Source organism: Mesorhizobium sp. CA5, assembly GCF_020165105.1.
GTDB lineage: Bacteria > Pseudomonadota > Alphaproteobacteria > Rhizobiales > Rhizobiaceae > Mesorhizobium.
The window spans coordinates 262,935-278,357 of record NZ_JAIUHJ010000003.1; the positions used below are offsets into that span (position 1 = coordinate 262,935).

General features: G+C 62.7%; 15 protein-coding genes. 11 read left to right on the forward strand and 4 right to left on the reverse strand.

Translation table 11 applies throughout. The annotated features are described in order from the left end of the window. The first annotated feature begins 1 nt into the window (after position 1). Entirely contained in the window at positions 2 to 394 is a 393-nt protein-coding gene (locus tag LB529_RS06135) for a hypothetical protein (RefSeq protein WP_224710543.1), read from the forward strand. A 157-nt stretch (positions 395 to 551) separates the two neighbouring features. Here the strand turns inward: LB529_RS06135 and LB529_RS06140 are convergent, their stop codons facing one another. Beyond that, complete coding sequence (locus tag LB529_RS06140; protein WP_318012545.1) at positions 552 to 773, reverse strand: hypothetical protein; 222 nt, start codon at positions 771 to 773, stop codon at positions 552 to 554. Positions 774 to 2,592: 1,819 nt separating this feature from the next. Here LB529_RS06140 and LB529_RS06145 point away from each other — a divergent pair. From LB529_RS06145 to LB529_RS06190, 10 genes are all read left to right on the forward strand, one after another. Further along, positions 2,593 to 3,855 carry a septal ring lytic transglycosylase RlpA family protein gene (locus tag LB529_RS06145; protein WP_224710545.1) on the forward strand — a complete coding sequence of 421 codons (1,263 nt, stop codon included), beginning with the start codon at positions 2,593 to 2,595 and terminating at the stop codon, positions 3,853 to 3,855. Between the two features lie 122 nt (positions 3,856 to 3,977). After that, complete coding sequence (locus LB529_RS06150; protein WP_224710546.1) at positions 3,978 to 5,156, forward strand: D-alanyl-D-alanine carboxypeptidase family protein; 1,179 nt, start codon at positions 3,978 to 3,980, stop codon at positions 5,154 to 5,156. Positions 5,157 to 5,228: 72 nt separating this feature from the next. Continuing rightward, positions 5,229 to 5,903 (forward strand): dTMP kinase, encoded by a 675-nt coding sequence (tmk, locus tag LB529_RS06155; protein WP_140843363.1) that lies wholly within the window; start codon positions 5,229 to 5,231, stop codon positions 5,901 to 5,903. Further along, positions 5,900 to 6,955 carry a DNA polymerase III subunit delta' gene (locus tag LB529_RS06160; protein ID WP_224710547.1) on the forward strand — a complete coding sequence of 352 codons (1,056 nt, stop codon included), beginning with the start codon at positions 5,900 to 5,902 and terminating at the stop codon, positions 6,953 to 6,955. The genes tmk and LB529_RS06160 overlap by 4 nt, the downstream gene beginning before the upstream one ends. Before the next feature lie 127 nt (positions 6,956 to 7,082). Further along, the gene (gene metG / locus LB529_RS06165) at positions 7,083 to 8,633 is read left to right on the forward strand and encodes a methionine--tRNA ligase (RefSeq protein WP_140843367.1); all 1,551 of its coding nucleotides are present in this window, start codon (positions 7,083 to 7,085) and stop codon (positions 8,631 to 8,633) included. Then, on the forward strand, positions 8,633 to 9,427 hold the full coding sequence (locus tag LB529_RS06170; RefSeq protein WP_224710548.1) for a TatD family hydrolase: 795 nt from the start codon (positions 8,633 to 8,635) through the stop codon (positions 9,425 to 9,427). The genes metG and LB529_RS06170 overlap by 1 nt, the downstream gene beginning before the upstream one ends. A gap of 3 nt (positions 9,428 to 9,430) precedes the next feature. Continuing rightward, positions 9,431 to 10,252 (forward strand): MBL fold metallo-hydrolase, encoded by an 822-nt coding sequence (locus LB529_RS06175; RefSeq protein WP_224710549.1) that lies wholly within the window; start codon positions 9,431 to 9,433, stop codon positions 10,250 to 10,252. Between the two features lie 340 nt (positions 10,253 to 10,592). Continuing rightward, positions 10,593 to 11,435: an alpha/beta fold hydrolase gene (locus LB529_RS06180; RefSeq protein ID WP_224710550.1), complete on the forward strand. Its 843-nt coding sequence runs from the start codon at positions 10,593 to 10,595 to the stop codon at positions 11,433 to 11,435. A 138-nt stretch (positions 11,436 to 11,573) separates the two neighbouring features. Continuing rightward, on the forward strand, positions 11,574 to 12,017 hold the full coding sequence (locus tag LB529_RS06185) for a class I SAM-dependent methyltransferase (RefSeq protein ID WP_224710551.1): 444 nt from the start codon (positions 11,574 to 11,576) through the stop codon (positions 12,015 to 12,017). A 259-nt stretch (positions 12,018 to 12,276) separates the two neighbouring features. Then, positions 12,277 to 13,191: an agmatinase gene (locus LB529_RS06190; RefSeq protein WP_224710552.1), complete on the forward strand. Its 915-nt coding sequence runs from the start codon at positions 12,277 to 12,279 to the stop codon at positions 13,189 to 13,191. A gap of 16 nt (positions 13,192 to 13,207) precedes the next feature. On the opposite strand, the gene LB529_RS06195 is transcribed toward LB529_RS06190, so the two are convergent. The 3 genes from LB529_RS06195 to LB529_RS06205 form a co-directional block, all read right to left on the reverse strand. Next, complete coding sequence (locus LB529_RS06195) at positions 13,208 to 13,618, reverse strand: hypothetical protein (RefSeq protein ID WP_224710553.1); 411 nt, start codon at positions 13,616 to 13,618, stop codon at positions 13,208 to 13,210. A gap of 3 nt (positions 13,619 to 13,621) precedes the next feature. After that, a complete protein-coding gene (locus LB529_RS06200) occupies positions 13,622 to 14,497 on the reverse strand; it encodes an aldose 1-epimerase family protein (protein WP_224710554.1) in 876 nt (291 codons plus the stop codon). A 179-nt stretch (positions 14,498 to 14,676) separates the two neighbouring features. Continuing rightward, on the reverse strand, positions 14,677 to 15,393 hold the full coding sequence (locus LB529_RS06205; protein WP_095765448.1) for a Bax inhibitor-1/YccA family protein: 717 nt from the start codon (positions 15,391 to 15,393) through the stop codon (positions 14,677 to 14,679). Positions 15,394 to 15,423 lie beyond the last annotated feature (30 nt).

Here is a 15,423-nt window from a genome sequence, read left to right on the forward strand (position 1 = left end):
ATTGGTATGGGCCGAAATAGATGAACATGGCGGTGGCAAGGACGATCGCCGCAGCGATTATCAATGCGCCCTTGATCGTGGAATTCATCTCGTCTCGCAGAAAGCGCAAAGCCTAGTTCCAGGAGACCCGGACGAGCCCTTGGAAGTTCTCTGCCTGTTCAATGCCGCGGGCGAGCTGCTTCCGGTAGTGGCCGTCGTTTCCAACAGCATCCCAGACGAAGAAGGCGGCGACTGCGGAAATGATCAACAGAACTGGTCGCATCGGACCATCACCGATCTACGCTGGCTGGAGCCGCCCGACGACGGAGTGCTCGCGCATCCTCAACACGAGCAGGCGCGTCGCGGCGAACGGCGCCATGACGATAAGCGCCATCGCGATGTTGACCAAGACTGACAAGAAACAGAATGCGCTGGGGACGTAACAAACGGCGTCCATATGATCCACCCTTCAACCACCGTAGCCTGGTGGCCTCCTCCGCCCGCTTCACAAGCATGATCCTGTTCCAGCTGAATTACAAGGGATTGCTAATTTACCGATCTTCGGCATCGCTTCAGGTCGCCTTGTCGACCAGGGGTGTCTTTCTCTTCGGCGGAACGTAGGCGGTCACCAGCGTGACGGTATTGATGTCGACGGTCACCGGCACGCCGAGATTGACCGTCACCTTGCCCTCATCGACGCGGGCGACATCGCCGATCAGCTCGATCGGCTGGCCGTGCTTCACCTTCGCCCGCTCCACGACCGAATGCGGCTGATTGCAGGACCGGATAGACACGCTCACCCGATCCTCAGTCACTCGCCTGCGCATGGTCGGGACCTTCTTAGTGATATCATTTTCACCACAACAACTATCACGTACACGGCTATAATTATCGCGACTTCGAAAAAAATTGGAAACAATATAAATGCATCTCCGGGGCCAGGCTGCTCGCCGTCCACAACCGGATTTGTACGTATCCACATAAAGAAAAAAGACAATGTTGATATTAGTAAAATTATAAGCGCAAAGATATGAGATAAATACATGCTTTTTTTTGATCCATATTTCATTGCAAACGCCAATGCTGGCGCTATTAAATTAACGGCCAAACAGACAAAAAAGGCGTGATCCAGAAAAGACTGGGATAGCCTAAACATATGCTCCACTCCTCCACGGCATCCACTTTGAGCCGACCATATCACTGCAATCTGACGAGATTCCGATTTCTGAAATAATTTGGGTTGTGGGAGCGCCGCTGTGGCTACGTTCGCTGCCGCCGGCGCGGCCAAGGCCTTCGTCAAGAGATTGCTAATGTTCGATAGCCCGCCGCTGGTGTGCCCCCGCACCTAGCGACGGGCTAAGGGTGGCCGGCACCTCTCTTTTTGGAGATTGCCTAAGCGGGCACCGGCCTGGCGAACCGTGGTCCGCCGCAATATGCAAAATAGCTAAAACATCTGCGATCGACATGGTGTGATCGCGGAAGCTTGGGAGGCTTGACGGCGGCGGCTTCCAGAAGTGACGATTAATATACGGTAAATGGTCGATCCTTCAGGGGTGTAGCCAATTGCTGGAGCCCGCTGTTGGACCCCCGGCAGCGGGCTTTGCATTTTAGAGGCTGTTAATACGTGCGCCGTAGCCCCTCAAGGCTGGCCCGTCGCCTAGTGTGAAGCGCGGCCGACATCATCCTTCAAAGGGCGGAATGATCTTTGCTCCGGCCTCTTGCCAACGATGATCTCCGAACGCCATATCTCACCCGGATGGAGCGACCTCGTTGGAGATCGCCGTGGGCAAAGAATACTTCTCAGACGGCACACTGGGCGGCAAACCCGCGATGGCCACAGGCTTGTCGGTGGACTGTCTCACATGCCGGCGAAGGGCGATCCTGGACGTCCCCGCGCTAGTCAAGCGTTTCGGCCCAGACCAGCGGTGGCTGCATTGGGATCTTCTTAAGATCATCTTCTGCGCTGAGTGCCGGAGTGCCGGCCGAGACGACCGAAATCTGCAGTTCACGAACCTTGCGATGACGCCGGAGCAGCGCAACGGCTGGACGCCTTCCCGCTAGAGCGGCCCGACAGTTCCCGCGTTGGGGTTTGCGTTGGGTTGAACCGCCGGGCCTAGCCGACTCGGGTGGGTGGGTAGAGTCGGCTAAAGCAAGGCTAAATTAGCATCTCTGCATTGATATAGATTTCTATGCCTTTCCACTGGTTTCGCTAAAACCCGCCGGGCGAGGCCCCCAACTACAGCCTCAAGCCCGACGAGCTGCCGGGGATCATACCGGCAATCTCTGCTGTGCAAGGCCGATGCCAGCGTAACCTTCCTTGAATGATACAGCTTGCCGATAAGCGGCGGCTTATGCATTATCCGCCCACTCTCCTATGAGGCGCGAGATGCTGGCACGCACCGGTGACTTTCCTTGCGAAGCGGCAATGGCGCGACGGCCGCTTGATCATCTCCCAGTTCCTATGTCTCGCCACAATCTCGCCCTGTTGCGGCCATAATCGATTAACATCGTGATAAGCAATTCCTGTGCAAAAGGGATTGGGGATCAAGGTGTTGGCCTGGCGGGCGACTTCTGGCCCCGTCTGGTGACAGCACGGTAGGGGACAATCGAGACATGCAGACCCTGACGCGCCCGCGTCTTCGTCGCGCTTCTGCTTTCGCCCTGTGCGCCCTTTCGGGCCTGCTGCTGGCTGCCTGCGCCTCGCAACCCGAACCGAAGGGGATGGTCTACAAGAAGGGCCGCTCCAAGGAATATTTTGCCGAATCCGAATATGGCGTGAAGGCGAGCCCGCGTGTCCAGTTCATGCGGCGCGGCGGCGGTCGCGACCAGCTCGGCAAGCCCTATCAGGTGCGCGGCAAGTGGTACTATCCCAAGGAAGACAAGGGCTACGCCAAGGTCGGCCTGGCCTCATGGTATGGCGATGCGTTTCATGGCCGCCTGACCGCCAATGGCGAAGTCTATGACATGACGCATCTGACGGCGGCGCATCCGACGATGCCGCTGCCGAGCTATGCCCGCGTCACCAATCTGGAGACCGGCAGCTCGGTCATCGTGCGCGTCAACGACCGCGGCCCCTATCACGAAGGCCGCATCATCGACGTCTCCGAACGCGCGGCGCAGATGCTCGACTATGACAAGGTCGGCACGGCCAGGGTCAAGGTCGAATATGTCGGCCGCGCGCCGCTCGACGGCGATGACGACCAGTATCTGGTGGCCTCGTACCATCCCGGCAACAACCGGCCGGATCCTTCGGACGGCCTGCCGAGCGGCGTGATGGTGGCCATGAACGGCCCGTCGCCGAGCGTGCCGGCCGCGGCGTCTCCGGCCGCCGCGCCGTTTCCGGGCGAGTTGACCAATTCGGGGCGGGCCTTTGCAGCGCAGCCGGGGCTTTCAGACCAGGCGGCCGTGCAGCCGGCCGCATTCGCCGTCCAGGGCGCCAGCGATGTCGCGCTGCCGGATTTCGGCCCGATCGTGCCGGAACGGCCGGATCTCACGCTTCCGCCGAACTCGCCCTTCGCCATGGCCTCCCTGTCTTACGCCGATGAGCGGGTAGAGCGCGCCGATGTCTTTGCCGCGCTCGATTCCGGCGGCATGTCGCCAGCCGATATCCTGCGTTCATGGAAGAAATCGAACCGAGAGCAACAGACGCCCGCGTCCGACTACGTCGCCGCCGGTTCCTTCGACGAGGCCGCGAAGGCAAAGCGCGTGGCCGCAGCGCTCGAGCCGTTCGGCCGGACCGAGATCCAGCGCACCGAGCTCGACGGCAATGACTGGTATGCGGTCAATGTCTATCCAGACGGCCATGGCAGCGTCGACGACCTGCTCCAGGCAGCCTGGTCGCATGGCGCGCCGGACGCGCTGGTTGTGCGTAACTGATCAAATTTGCGCTGCCCGTTGATCCGGCCGAAAAAACCCTGATAGCTTGGCCGCGGGGTAGTCTTTGCGCATTCTGGAGCGGCTCTACGCATTCCGGGGTGCTCAGATCGGGTCGACATTTCATGCAGTTCCGCATTTTTCCGCCTTTCGCCAGCCTCCTGGGATTGGCGCTGGTGTTGCTTTGTGCCGCCCCGGCGAGCGCGCAGCTCTTCGAGACCAAGGCGGCGCAGGCGTTCATGATCGATGCCGACACCGGCACCGTGCTCTTCGCCAAGGACCCCGACAAGCCGATCCCGCCGGCCTCGATGGCCAAGCTGATGACGATGGAAATGGTCTTCAATGCCATCAAGTCGAAGCGGATCACGCTCGACGACACTTTTGTCGTCAGCGAAAATGCCTGGCGCACCGGCGGCGCGCCGTCCGGTACCTCGACCATGTTCGCCAAGCTCAAATCCGAGGTCCGCGTCGAGGATCTGATCCAGGGCGTCACCGTGCAGGCCGCCAATGACGGCTGTATCGTGCTCGCCGAGGGCATGGCGGGCTCGGAAGCGAATTTCGCCGCGCAGATGACCGATCGCGCCCGCCAGCTCGGCCTCTCAAAATCGACCTTCGTCAATTCGACCGGCCTGCCGGCCGACGGGCAGCAGACGACGGTGCGGGAGCTGACGATGCTGGCGCTGCATCTGTGGCGCGACTATCCGGAGTTCTTCCACTATTACGGCCAGCCGGACTTCACCTGGAACAAGATCTCGCAAAGGAACCGCAATCCGCTGATCGCCATGGGCATCGAAGCCGACGGCTTCGTGGCAGGTGCCAGCGAGCAGGCGGGCTTCGGCCTGGTCGGCACCGTCAGCCACAACGGCACGCGCGTGATCGCCGCCCTCAGCGGATTGGCCAATGATCGCGAGCGCTCCGAAGAGGCGCGCAAGCTGCTCGAATGGGGCTCGCGGTCATTCCAGAAGACCGAGATCTTCGCCAAGGACGAGGTGGTCGGCGAAGCACAGGTTTTCGGCGGCGCCAAGTCCGGCCTGGCCTTGAAAGCCAAAGGCCCCGTGGACATCTTTCTGCCGATAGCCAACCGCGACAAGCTGACCGCCAGGATCGTCTACCAGGGTCCAGTGTCGGCACCGGTCGAGGAGGGGCAACCGGTCGGGGAATTGCGCGTTTGGATAGGCGAGACGCTGAGCCAGCAGACGCCGCTCTACGCCGCAGAATCGGTGAAGGTGGGCACGCTGCCGCAGCGCGCGTTGGACGCGGCCAAAGAACTCGCTGTCGGCTGGCTGCGGCAGAAACATTTGTGATCGGGCAAGTTCGTGGACCTTTTGTCGGACGGGAGCTATGACAGCGGCCAGCACGGGCAAAGGCAGTCTCGATTGGCGAGCGGATTTTTCATCACCTTCGAGGGCGGCGAAGGAGCAGGCAAGTCGACGCAGATCGAGCGGCTGGCGCGGCGCATGCGCGCCAAGAAATACGAGGTTCTGGTCAGCCGCGAACCGGGTGGATCGCCCGGCGCCGAAGCCGTAAGGCATGTGCTTCTGTCCGGGGCGGCCGAGCCGTTCGGCCCGAAGATGGAGGCGATCCTGTTCGCCGCCGCGCGCTCCGACCATGTCGAGCAGGTCATCCGGCCGGCGGTCGAGCGCGGCTCGATCGTGCTGTGCGACCGTTTCATCGATTCCTCTCGCGTCTACCAGGGCGTCACCGGCGGGCTCGATGCCGATTTCATGAAGGCGCTGGAGGCGGTGGCCATCAACGGCATGATGCCCGACATGACGCTGATCTTCGACATCGATCCCGCTGAAGGCCTGAAACGGGCCGCCGCGCGGCGCGGCGCCGATGACGCCGCCGATCGCTTCGAGAAGGAGACTTTGGCCATCCACCGGCGGCGGCGCGAGGCTTTCCTGGCCATCGCCGCGGCCGAACCGGAGCGCTGCGTCGTCATCGACGCCTCCGCCGATCCCGATACGGTGGAGAACGTCGTCACCGCCGCCGTCTTCGCAGCGCTGGAAGAGCGGATGCCGGCGCAAAGGATTGAGACGGCGCCGGCATGATCTTCGAACGCATCGCCCCCGAACAGCACGACACGCTGGACGGCGTGCCCGAGCCCGCCGAAACGCCGCGGCTGATCGGCCACGCGACGGCGGCAGGGATGCTTGCCAGCGCCTACCGCACCGGCAAGCTGCCGCATGCGCTGATTTTCGCCGGGCCCCAAGGCATCGGCAAGGCGACGCTGGCGTTCCACATGGCGCATCATCTTCTGAGATATCCGGATTTCAAGACGGCGCCCGACACGCTTGCCGTTCCCGATCCGGCCTCCTCGCTGTTTCGCCAGATCGCCACCGGCGCGCATCCTTCGGTGCTGCACCTCACCCGTCCGGCCAATGACAAGACCAAGAGCTTCAAGACGGTGCTGACCGTCGACGAGATCCGCAAGGTCAGCCGCTTCCTGTCGATGACCTCGCATGACGGCAGCTACCGCGTCGTCATCGTCGATCCGGCCGACGACATGAACACCAACGCCGCAAATGCCTTGCTCAAGAATCTCGAAGAGCCGCCGGCGCGCAGCCTGTTCATTCTGGTGGTGCATGCGCCGGGCAGCCTGTTGCCGACGATCCGCTCGCGCTGCCAGATGGTGCGGCTGGCGCCTTTGGGCGCCGACGAACTGATGGCGGTGCTGGAAAATGTCGAGCCGCCGCCGCCGGACGATCCGGGCGCGCGCGCGGCGCTCGCCGAGCGGGCAGGGGGCAGCGCCCGCAACGCGATCCTGCTCACCCAATATGGCGGGCTGGAGATCGCCGGCGCGCTCGACACGCTGGTGGCGGCCAGGAAGCCCGACATTGCCGGCGCCCATCGCCTTGCCGAAGCCGTGGCGGGACGCGATCAGGCAATCCAGTTCGACATCTTCAACCGTCGCGCGCTCGACCTGCTTTCGACCGCCGCCAGCGACGCCGCGCTTGCCGGCGATCTCGCCCGGGCCAAAACCCTGTCCGAGGCTTGGCACGAGGCGCTGAACACGATATCTGAGGCTGAGACCTACAACCTCGACAAGAAGCAGCACGCCCTGACCATGATCGACCGCCTGAATTCTGCGATGCGAATGTGACGGCTCGTTCGATGCATGCCGTTGGCCCAGTTTTGGGCGGCATGCATTGGCCTCGGGATGGCAATCGACGTTCCGATACGATATCCACCGCCACAACTCACATTCAGATATTCATGACGGTTCATTCATGTCACGCGACACATTCTACATCACGACCGCGATCTCCTACCCAAACGGCAAGCCGCATATCGGCCATGCCTATGAGCTGATTGCCACCGACGCGCTTGCCCGCTTCCAGCGGCTGGACGGCAAGGATGTCTTCTTCCTGACCGGCACCGACGAGCACGGCATCAAAATGCTGCAGACGGCGCGCAAGGAAGGCATCACGGCGCGCGAGCTCGCCGACCGCAACTCGGCCGAGTTCAGGCGCATGGCCACCGCGCTCAACGCTTCCAACGACGATTTCATCCGCACCACCGAGGAGCGGCATTACGCGTCCTCGCAAGCGATCTGGAAGGCGATGGCCGCCAATGGCGACATCTACAAGGGCGGCTATGCCGGTTGGTATTCGGTGCGCGACGAGGCCTATTACGGCGAGGAGGAGACCGAGGTTCGCCCCGACAATGTCCGCTACGGGCCGCAGGGAACGCCGGTGGAATGGGTCGAGGAAGAAAGCTATTTCTTCCGGCTGTCGGCCTACCAGGACAGGCTGATTGCGCTTTACGAGAGCCAGCCCGATTTCATCGGTCCGGCCGAGCGCCGCAACGAAGTGATGAGCTTCGTCAAATCGGGGCTGAAGGATCTGTCGGTCTCGCGCACCACTTTCGACTGGGGCGTGCCGGTGCCGGGCGACGAAAAGCACGTGATGTATGTATGGGTCGACGCCTTGACCAATTACATCACCGGCGTCGGCTATCCCAATGAAAACGATGAGAAATGGCGGTTTTGGCCTGCCGATGCGCACATCATCGGCAAGGACATCGTGCGCTTCCACGCCGTCTATTGGCCGGCCTTCCTGATGTCGGCGGGAATCCCGTTGCCGAAGCGCGTCTTCGGCCATGGCTTCCTGTTCAACCGGGGCGAGAAGATGTCGAAGTCGGTCGGCAACGTCATCGACCCGTTCACCATGGTCGAGCACTACGGTGTCGACCAGGTGCGCTATTTCTTCCTGCGCGAGGTGCCGTTCGGCCAGGACGGCAATTACAGCCATGAGGCGATCGTCAACCGCACCAATGCCGATCTTGCCAACGGCCTCGGCAATCTGGCGCAGCGCTCGCTGTCGATGATTGCCAAGAACTGCGGCGGCAAGGTGCCGGCGCGCGGCGACCTTACCGAGGCCGACACGGCGATCCTCGACGAGGCGGTCGAAGCGCTGGCCGTTTCTCGTCGGGCGATGGCGGAGCAGGGCATCCATCTGGCGCTGGCGGCGATCTTCGGCGTTGTTGCCGAAGCCGACCGCTATTTCGCCTCTCAGGAGCCGTGGGCGCTGCGCAAGACCAATCCGGAGCGCATGGAAACCGTGCTGTGGACGACGGCCGAGCTGGTGCGCCGGGTGACGCTGCTTTGCCAGCCTTTCATTCCCGGATCGGCGGCCAAGCTGCTCGACCTGTTGGCCGTGCCCGCTGACAGCCGCGCTTTCGAGCACGTCCATGCCAACCACGCGCTGGAGCCAGGCACTGCCTTGCCGGCGCCGGAGGGCGTATTTCCGCGCTATGTCGAGCAGGATGGCAATAGCTGATGCTGGTCGACAGCCATTGCCATCTCGACTTCCCGGACTTCGCCGAGGAGCGGACGGCTGTCGTCGCCCGCGCTCTCGCCGCCGGGATCGGCTGCATGGTGACGATCTCGACGCGCGTGAAGCGTTTTCAGCAGGTCCTTGAAATTGCTGAATCTTTCAACGAGGTGTATTGCTCGGTCGGCACCCATCCGCACAATGCGGCGGAAGAGCTGGACGTCGCCACTGACGAGCTGGTGCGGCTTTCCGGCCATCCCAAGGTGGTGGCGATAGGCGAGGCCGGGCTCGATTATTACTATGACAAGGCGCCGCGCGATGCGCAGGCGCAAGGCTTTCGCACCCACATCGCCGCCGCGCGCCGGACCGGCCTGCCGCTGGTCATCCATGCGCGCGATGCCGACGATGACATGGCGGAGATCCTCGAGGACGAAACAGGGAAGGGCGCCTTCCCCTTCATCCTGCACTGTTTTTCGTCCGGACGCAGGCTGGCTGAAGTCGGCGTGGCGCTGGGCGGCTATGTCTCCTTCTCCGGCATCCTTACCTTCAAGAACTCCGCCGAACTGCGCGCCATCGCCGCCGATGTGCCGCGCCACCGGTTGCTGGTCGAGACCGACGCGCCCTACCTTGCGCCGGTCCCGCATCGCGGCAAACGCAACGAGCCGGCCTATGTGGCGAACACGGCCAAGGTGCTCGCCGAGACCATCGGCGTCAGCGAGGCTGAGATCGCCGATATTACCACCGGGAACTTCTTCAGGCTGTTCACCAAGATGCCGCGTCCCGAAACGGCTGCGGGCTGAGGCATGAGCGACCGGCTGCGCTTTACCGTTCTTGGCTGCGGCTCATCGCCCGGCACGCCGCGCATCACCGGTGATTGGGGCAATTGCGACCCCAAGAACCCGAAGAACCGGCGCATGCGTACGGCCGCCCTGGTCGAGCGGATTGCCGCCAACGGCGCGCGCACCACGGTCGTCATCGACACTGGGCCGGATTTCCGCGAGCAGATGCTGCTGGCCTCCGTCAAGCGCATCGATGCGGTCGTCTACACGCATCCGCATGCCGACCACATCCACGGCATCGACGATCTGCGCGGCTATGTGCTCGAGCAACGCCATCGCATCGACATCCATGCGGACGAGCCGACCATGCTGCGGCTGCGCCAGGCGTTCGGCTATTGCTTCGAGACGCCGCCAGGCAGTTCCTATCCGCCGATCGTCAAGTCGCATCTTATCGACCACGCCAGGCCGGTCGTGATCGAAGGCGAGGGGGGCGCCCTCACCCTCGAGCCGCTGCCGCAACTCCATGGCGACATCATCTCGCTCGGCTTCCGCATCGGCGGGCTTGCCTATTGCCCTGATATCAGCGGCTTCCCGGACGCCACCATTGAGCGTTTGCGCGGCCTCGACACGCTGGTGATCGACGCGCTGCAGTACAACACCCATCCCAGTCATCTGTCGCTTGGCCAGGCGCTGGAGTGGATCGAAAAGCTGACGCCGAGGAACGCCGTGCTGACCCATATGCATGTGCCGCTCGACTACGCCGTCGTGATGGCCGAGACGCCGGAGCACGTGGTGCCGGCCTATGACGGCATGGCGATCGAAATTCCTTACGAGTCAGAGCGGTAGCTACAGCTGTTCAGTCGGCGCCGCAGTTTGTCTGTTGAACCTTCTGCAGCGATCTCGAAGTCGAAGCGCTGCCGCGGCGTTTGTTGCCGGCAGCGAAAGCCGCAGCAATTCCTGGACGTGCCCGCCACGCCTCAGTTCCATAATCTATCTTATGCGACTTTCCGACATGGCAACGGAGATGCCGACAGCGTGATGTCACACAGCCCTGCTCGCCAGCCGCACGGAGCTGTTGCGCATTGACGGGTACGCACAGAATTCGTTCCTCGTTGCGGCAGCAAGTGCTCGGAACTCAACCGCCGAACCTCGCGTTGGCCTGGTTGAGCGGTTTGAGGACCTTTGCATGCTTTCACGGCTTGAGTTGGCGAGCGGCACGGAATTGTCTTTCCTTACGGCTGGAGAGCCCTCCAAACCGGCTCTTCTGCTTCTTCACGGTTTTCCGAGTTCCTCCAGGACCTTTCGCCACGTCATTCCCGCATTGTCAAAGGTGGCTTATGTGGTTGCTCCCGACATGCCTGGGTTCGGCATGTCCGATGCTCTGCCCGAGCCGTCCTTTGATGGTTTTGCCGATGCGGTCTCGGAGTTGCTCAGCCACCTCTCGGTCGGGCCGCGCTACATCTACCTTCATGACTTTGGCGCGCCGGTCGGGCTGCGGATAGCCATGCGGGCTCCCGATGCGGTGTTGGGCTTGATCATCCAGAACGCCAACGCGCATCGGAGCGGAATGGGGCCATCCTGGAAGGCGACGCAGGACTTTTGGGCCAATCCGAACCCAGACAATGAAGCGAAAGCCACCGCGCATCTGACCTTCGAGGGCACGCGAGACCAGTATGTGGCAGGTGTTCCCGACGATGTGGCCGCACAAATTCCGGACGAGAATTGGGAGGAAGACTGGCGCGTGATGCAGCGACCCGGAGGCATGGAGACGCAGCGCGCGCTCATTGCGGACTACGGCAATTACGTCGCTCGCTTCGACGCGATTGCCGACTATCTGCGGCGCAGGCAGCCACGCGCCCTGATGCTGTGGGGCCGGCATGACGCGTTCTTCGACCTGACAGAGACGCTGTCATGGATGCAGGCCCTGCCGAGGATGGAAGCACATATTCTCGACGGGCCTCATTTCCTGCTGGAAACGCATGCCAACCAAGCTGCGTCGCTGATGGTCGACTTCCTGCAACGGCAATAGAACAGTCCTTGAGTCTGGCCAACCCGAACGCGGTCGACGCCTGGGGCTACATTGTCCGGCATCAATGTTCTGGCCGCTGCCCTGTCAGCCATTTCCGTCTCGCTTGCCTGGCGCAGACCAGCTTGGATAGTTTATGTCATGGCTGCCGGAATCTCGGATCGGATATCCGCCTTCGTCGAAGCGCTTCCATTGAAGCCGGGACTTCGCGTCCTGGAGATCGGATGCGGTCCCGGCGTCGCCGCTCGCGATGTCGCTCGCCGCATCGGCGACGGCTTCATTCTGGCCATCGACCGTTCGGCGAAGGCAATCCGATTGGCGCGGGCGGGATCGGCTGATCAGATGGCTTGGGGCTGCCTCGATTTCAGGCACGCGGCAATCGAAGACTTCGCCTTGAATGCTGGCGAGGCTCTTTTCGACTTCGCCTTTGCCATGCGGGTCGGCGCGCTCGACGGGCGTCACCCCGAGGCGAACCGGGCGGCCTTGACGCGGATCAAGGCGGCGCTGAAGCCGCATGGCAGGCTTTTCATTGACGGCGGCAATCCATTGAAAGAGATAGATTTGGTTCGTGGCTTGCCGTCCTAAAAAACACCGAGAAACGTCGCCAGGATATTTCAGGCATTCGGCAAGCGCATCTTGTCCGAAGCGCATAGTTTTCCCCGGCCACCGCAGGCGAGATGGCGGCAGGGAGCAAAGCACAAACCCCCGGCATCAGAACGCTTTTCGTTGCTATAACCCACTGTGTTGCGCGAGATGCGAATTGTCGCAAAACTCCGGGCCGAAGCAATTACCTGCCCCCCGAGCTGCCATAGCGCCGCGGCGCAACAATGAAAGCCTCCAGAAAATGACCGCTTCGCCTTCCTTTCTCGGCTTTCCCGATCGCCTCGCCGACGGGCGCGTGCCGCGAGCCGTGATCTTCGGGGCGGGTCATGGAAGCACCTATCGCGGTCAGAACAGCAGCGGCCATGCCTCGGCCGCTGACGCCATCCGAGCTGCAAGCCAAGATGACATTCCGCTGATGGAGCACTGGGATTTCGACCTCGGCGGCCCGCTGTTCGATGGCGGACCGGTCTGCTGCGTCGATGCCGGCGATGTCTTGACCACCATGCATGACAATGCCGGCAACCGGGCCCGTATCGAGGCGAAGACGCGCGAGGTGCTGGTACTGCCGGCGGTGCCGATCCTGCTTGGCGGCGACGATTCCGTCGTCATTCCCTTCCTCGCCGGCTTTGCCGATCACGGACCGGTCTGGATCCTGCAGATCGATGCCCATATCGACTGGCGCGAAGAGGTGCATGGCGAACGCTACGGCTATTCGAGCCCGATGCGGCGGGCGAGCGAGATGCTGCATGTTGCCGGCATCGTGCAGGTCGGGCTGCGCAGTGTCGGCAGCGCCCACCTCGCGGAAATCGAAGCGGCGCGGCGCTACGGCAGCCGCTTCGTAACCGCGCGCGAGGTACATGCCCTGGGCGTGGAAGCTGCTCTCAAGCATATACCTGACGGAGCGCGGGTTGTCGTCACTCTCGACTGCGATGGCCTCGATCCCGGCATAATGCCGGGCGTGGCCGCGCGCACGCCTGGCGGCCTCAGCTACACGCAGGCGATCGACCTGATCGCAGGCCTCGGCAAGCGGGCGAGGATTGCGGGATTCGACCTTGTCGAGCTCTATCCTCCCGCCGACATTGACGGTCTGTCGGCCATCACCGCGTCGCGTCTTGTTGTCAACGCGATCGGCGCCATTGTCCGGCAGACCGGCTGAGATTCGATCGGATGGTCTAGAAAAAGCTGTTCAGAAACGCCGCCGTCACGTCCGAGATGCCGACGATCTTGTTGGTCGCCTGGCGGTAGAATTTGAAGTTGAGCTCGGTCTCGGGCCGGCCGTCCTTCCAATCCTTGAAGCGCTTGAGCTCATTGCGACCCAAATGTCTCGTCGCCAAGGCGGTGCGGCGGACGGCAACGTTGAGGCGCGGCGTCTGCCGTTCGAGATCGGGGCGTCTCGGGGTGGCCTCGGAGGACGTCACGATGCCGCGCGCGACAAGCCCCTGCCCGCCTTCGTTCTCGCTGGCGAACAGGAAGATGACGTCGCCCTCGGCGATGCGCTTGCCGCCATACATGGTTTTCTGGGCGGCGAACACGAACCTCTCCGCCGCGGGATCCTTGATATCAGTCTTGATGGCGTATGCCATGCCCTACGGTACCCGGCTGAGGCCGATCCGGTAACTCAGCACGCGCCGGCCGGCCGGCTCGATCAGCATCACGCCCGGCTTGTCGCCGAACTCGCCATCGAAATCGATGGGGCTGGCGATGCCGTGCCAGGGCTCGATGCACAGGAAGGGCGCGCCGCCAGGCTTGGACCAGATGCCCAGCGCGTTCATTCCCTGCCACGACATCTCGATCGCCGGCCCGCGGCCGGCGGCGTAGCGCACGCTCTTGCTCACCGGCTTGTGGAGGATGACGGCATCGTCGTCGAACAGTCTTTCGGATAGCGGCAGCGCCCTGCCCTCGATGGGCGTCGGCTGCGGCGCCGGCAACAACAGGCCGTCCTTGAGGCGGCGGATCGGCGCCGGCTCATTTTCGGCGAAGGTCAGCCGATAGGCTTCCTTCGGCAGTTCCGGGAGCAGAGGCCAGTTGAACGCCGGATGCGCGCCGATCGAGGCCGGCAGAGGCTCGTCGCCGGTATTGGCGATCTCGAAGGTCACGCCGAGTTGCCGTGGTTTCAGCTCGTAGCTGATGGCGAGACGAAAGGCGAAGGGATAGTGCGTTCGCGTCTCGGCTTCGTCCGTCAGGACCAATGTGCAGGAGGCCGGCCCCTGCTCCGCCCAGGCAAAGCGCCGGTCGCGGGCGAAGCCGTGCTGCGTCATCGGATAGCTCTGGCCGCGATGCCGCAGCTGATCGCCTTTGAGCCGGCCGACGATTGGGAACAGCACAGGCGAATGACGACGCCAGGCGGAGCCTGCCTGCCACAGAAGCTCGGTGCCTTCGCCATCGCGCAGCGAGACCAGTTCGGCCCCCTGCCCGACGATGGTCGCCGAAATGCCGTCAGCGTGAAGCGTCAGCTGGTCCATTGCGTCCTCGCGGCTGGCAGGTTTGGCCGGCAGGCTAGCAAAAGGCCGCGCGTGAACTCAAGCGCGGCAGGCAGATCGCCCCTTGGTCGTCAACGCTTGGTGCGCAGTCGACAAAAAAGTGGCCGGAGGTTTCCCTCCGGCCATGCCGAGGTCGGCAGTGTTGCCTGCTGCGGTCCGGCCTATTCGCGCTCGCCGGTGAAATTCAGCAGCAGCTGGAAGATGTTGATGAAGTTCAGATAGAGCGAGAAGGCGCCGAAGACGGCAAGCTTCTGCTGCGATTCCGCATCGAAGTTCTCGGCATATTGCTCCTTGATCGTCTGCGTGTCCCAGGCGGTCAGGCCGATGAAGACGGCGATGCCGATCACCGAGATGGCGAACTGCAGCGCGGTCGAGCCGAGGAACAGGTTGACCAGGCTGGCGATGACCACGCCGATCAGGCCCATGATCAGGAAGGACGAGAACTGCGTCAGGTCGCGCCTGGTCGTGTAGCCGTAGAGGCTGGTGGCGCCGAACATCGTGGCGGCGATGAAGAAGGTGCGGGCGATGCTGGTCGAGGTGAAGACCAGGAACACCGAGGCGAGCGACAGGCCCATGACGGCGCAGAAGGCCCAGAACATTGCCTGCGCGCTCGCGGCCGACATGGTCTGCATCCTGAACGAGAACAGCATGACGAAGGCGAGCGGCGCCAGCATCACCACCCATTTCAGCGGGCTGGAGAAGATCGGTACATAAAGCGCCGGCGTCGAGGCCACGAAGAAGGCGACGAGGCCGGTAACGACGAGACCGAGGCCCATATAATTGTAGACGCGCAGCATGTGCTTGCGCAGGCCCTCGTCATAGACGGCTCCGGCCTGGACGCCGGTGCCCATTCGGTATCCCAGATTGGGGCTGTTCATTCGGTTTCTCCTTGGTTCTCGGTAGAGGGT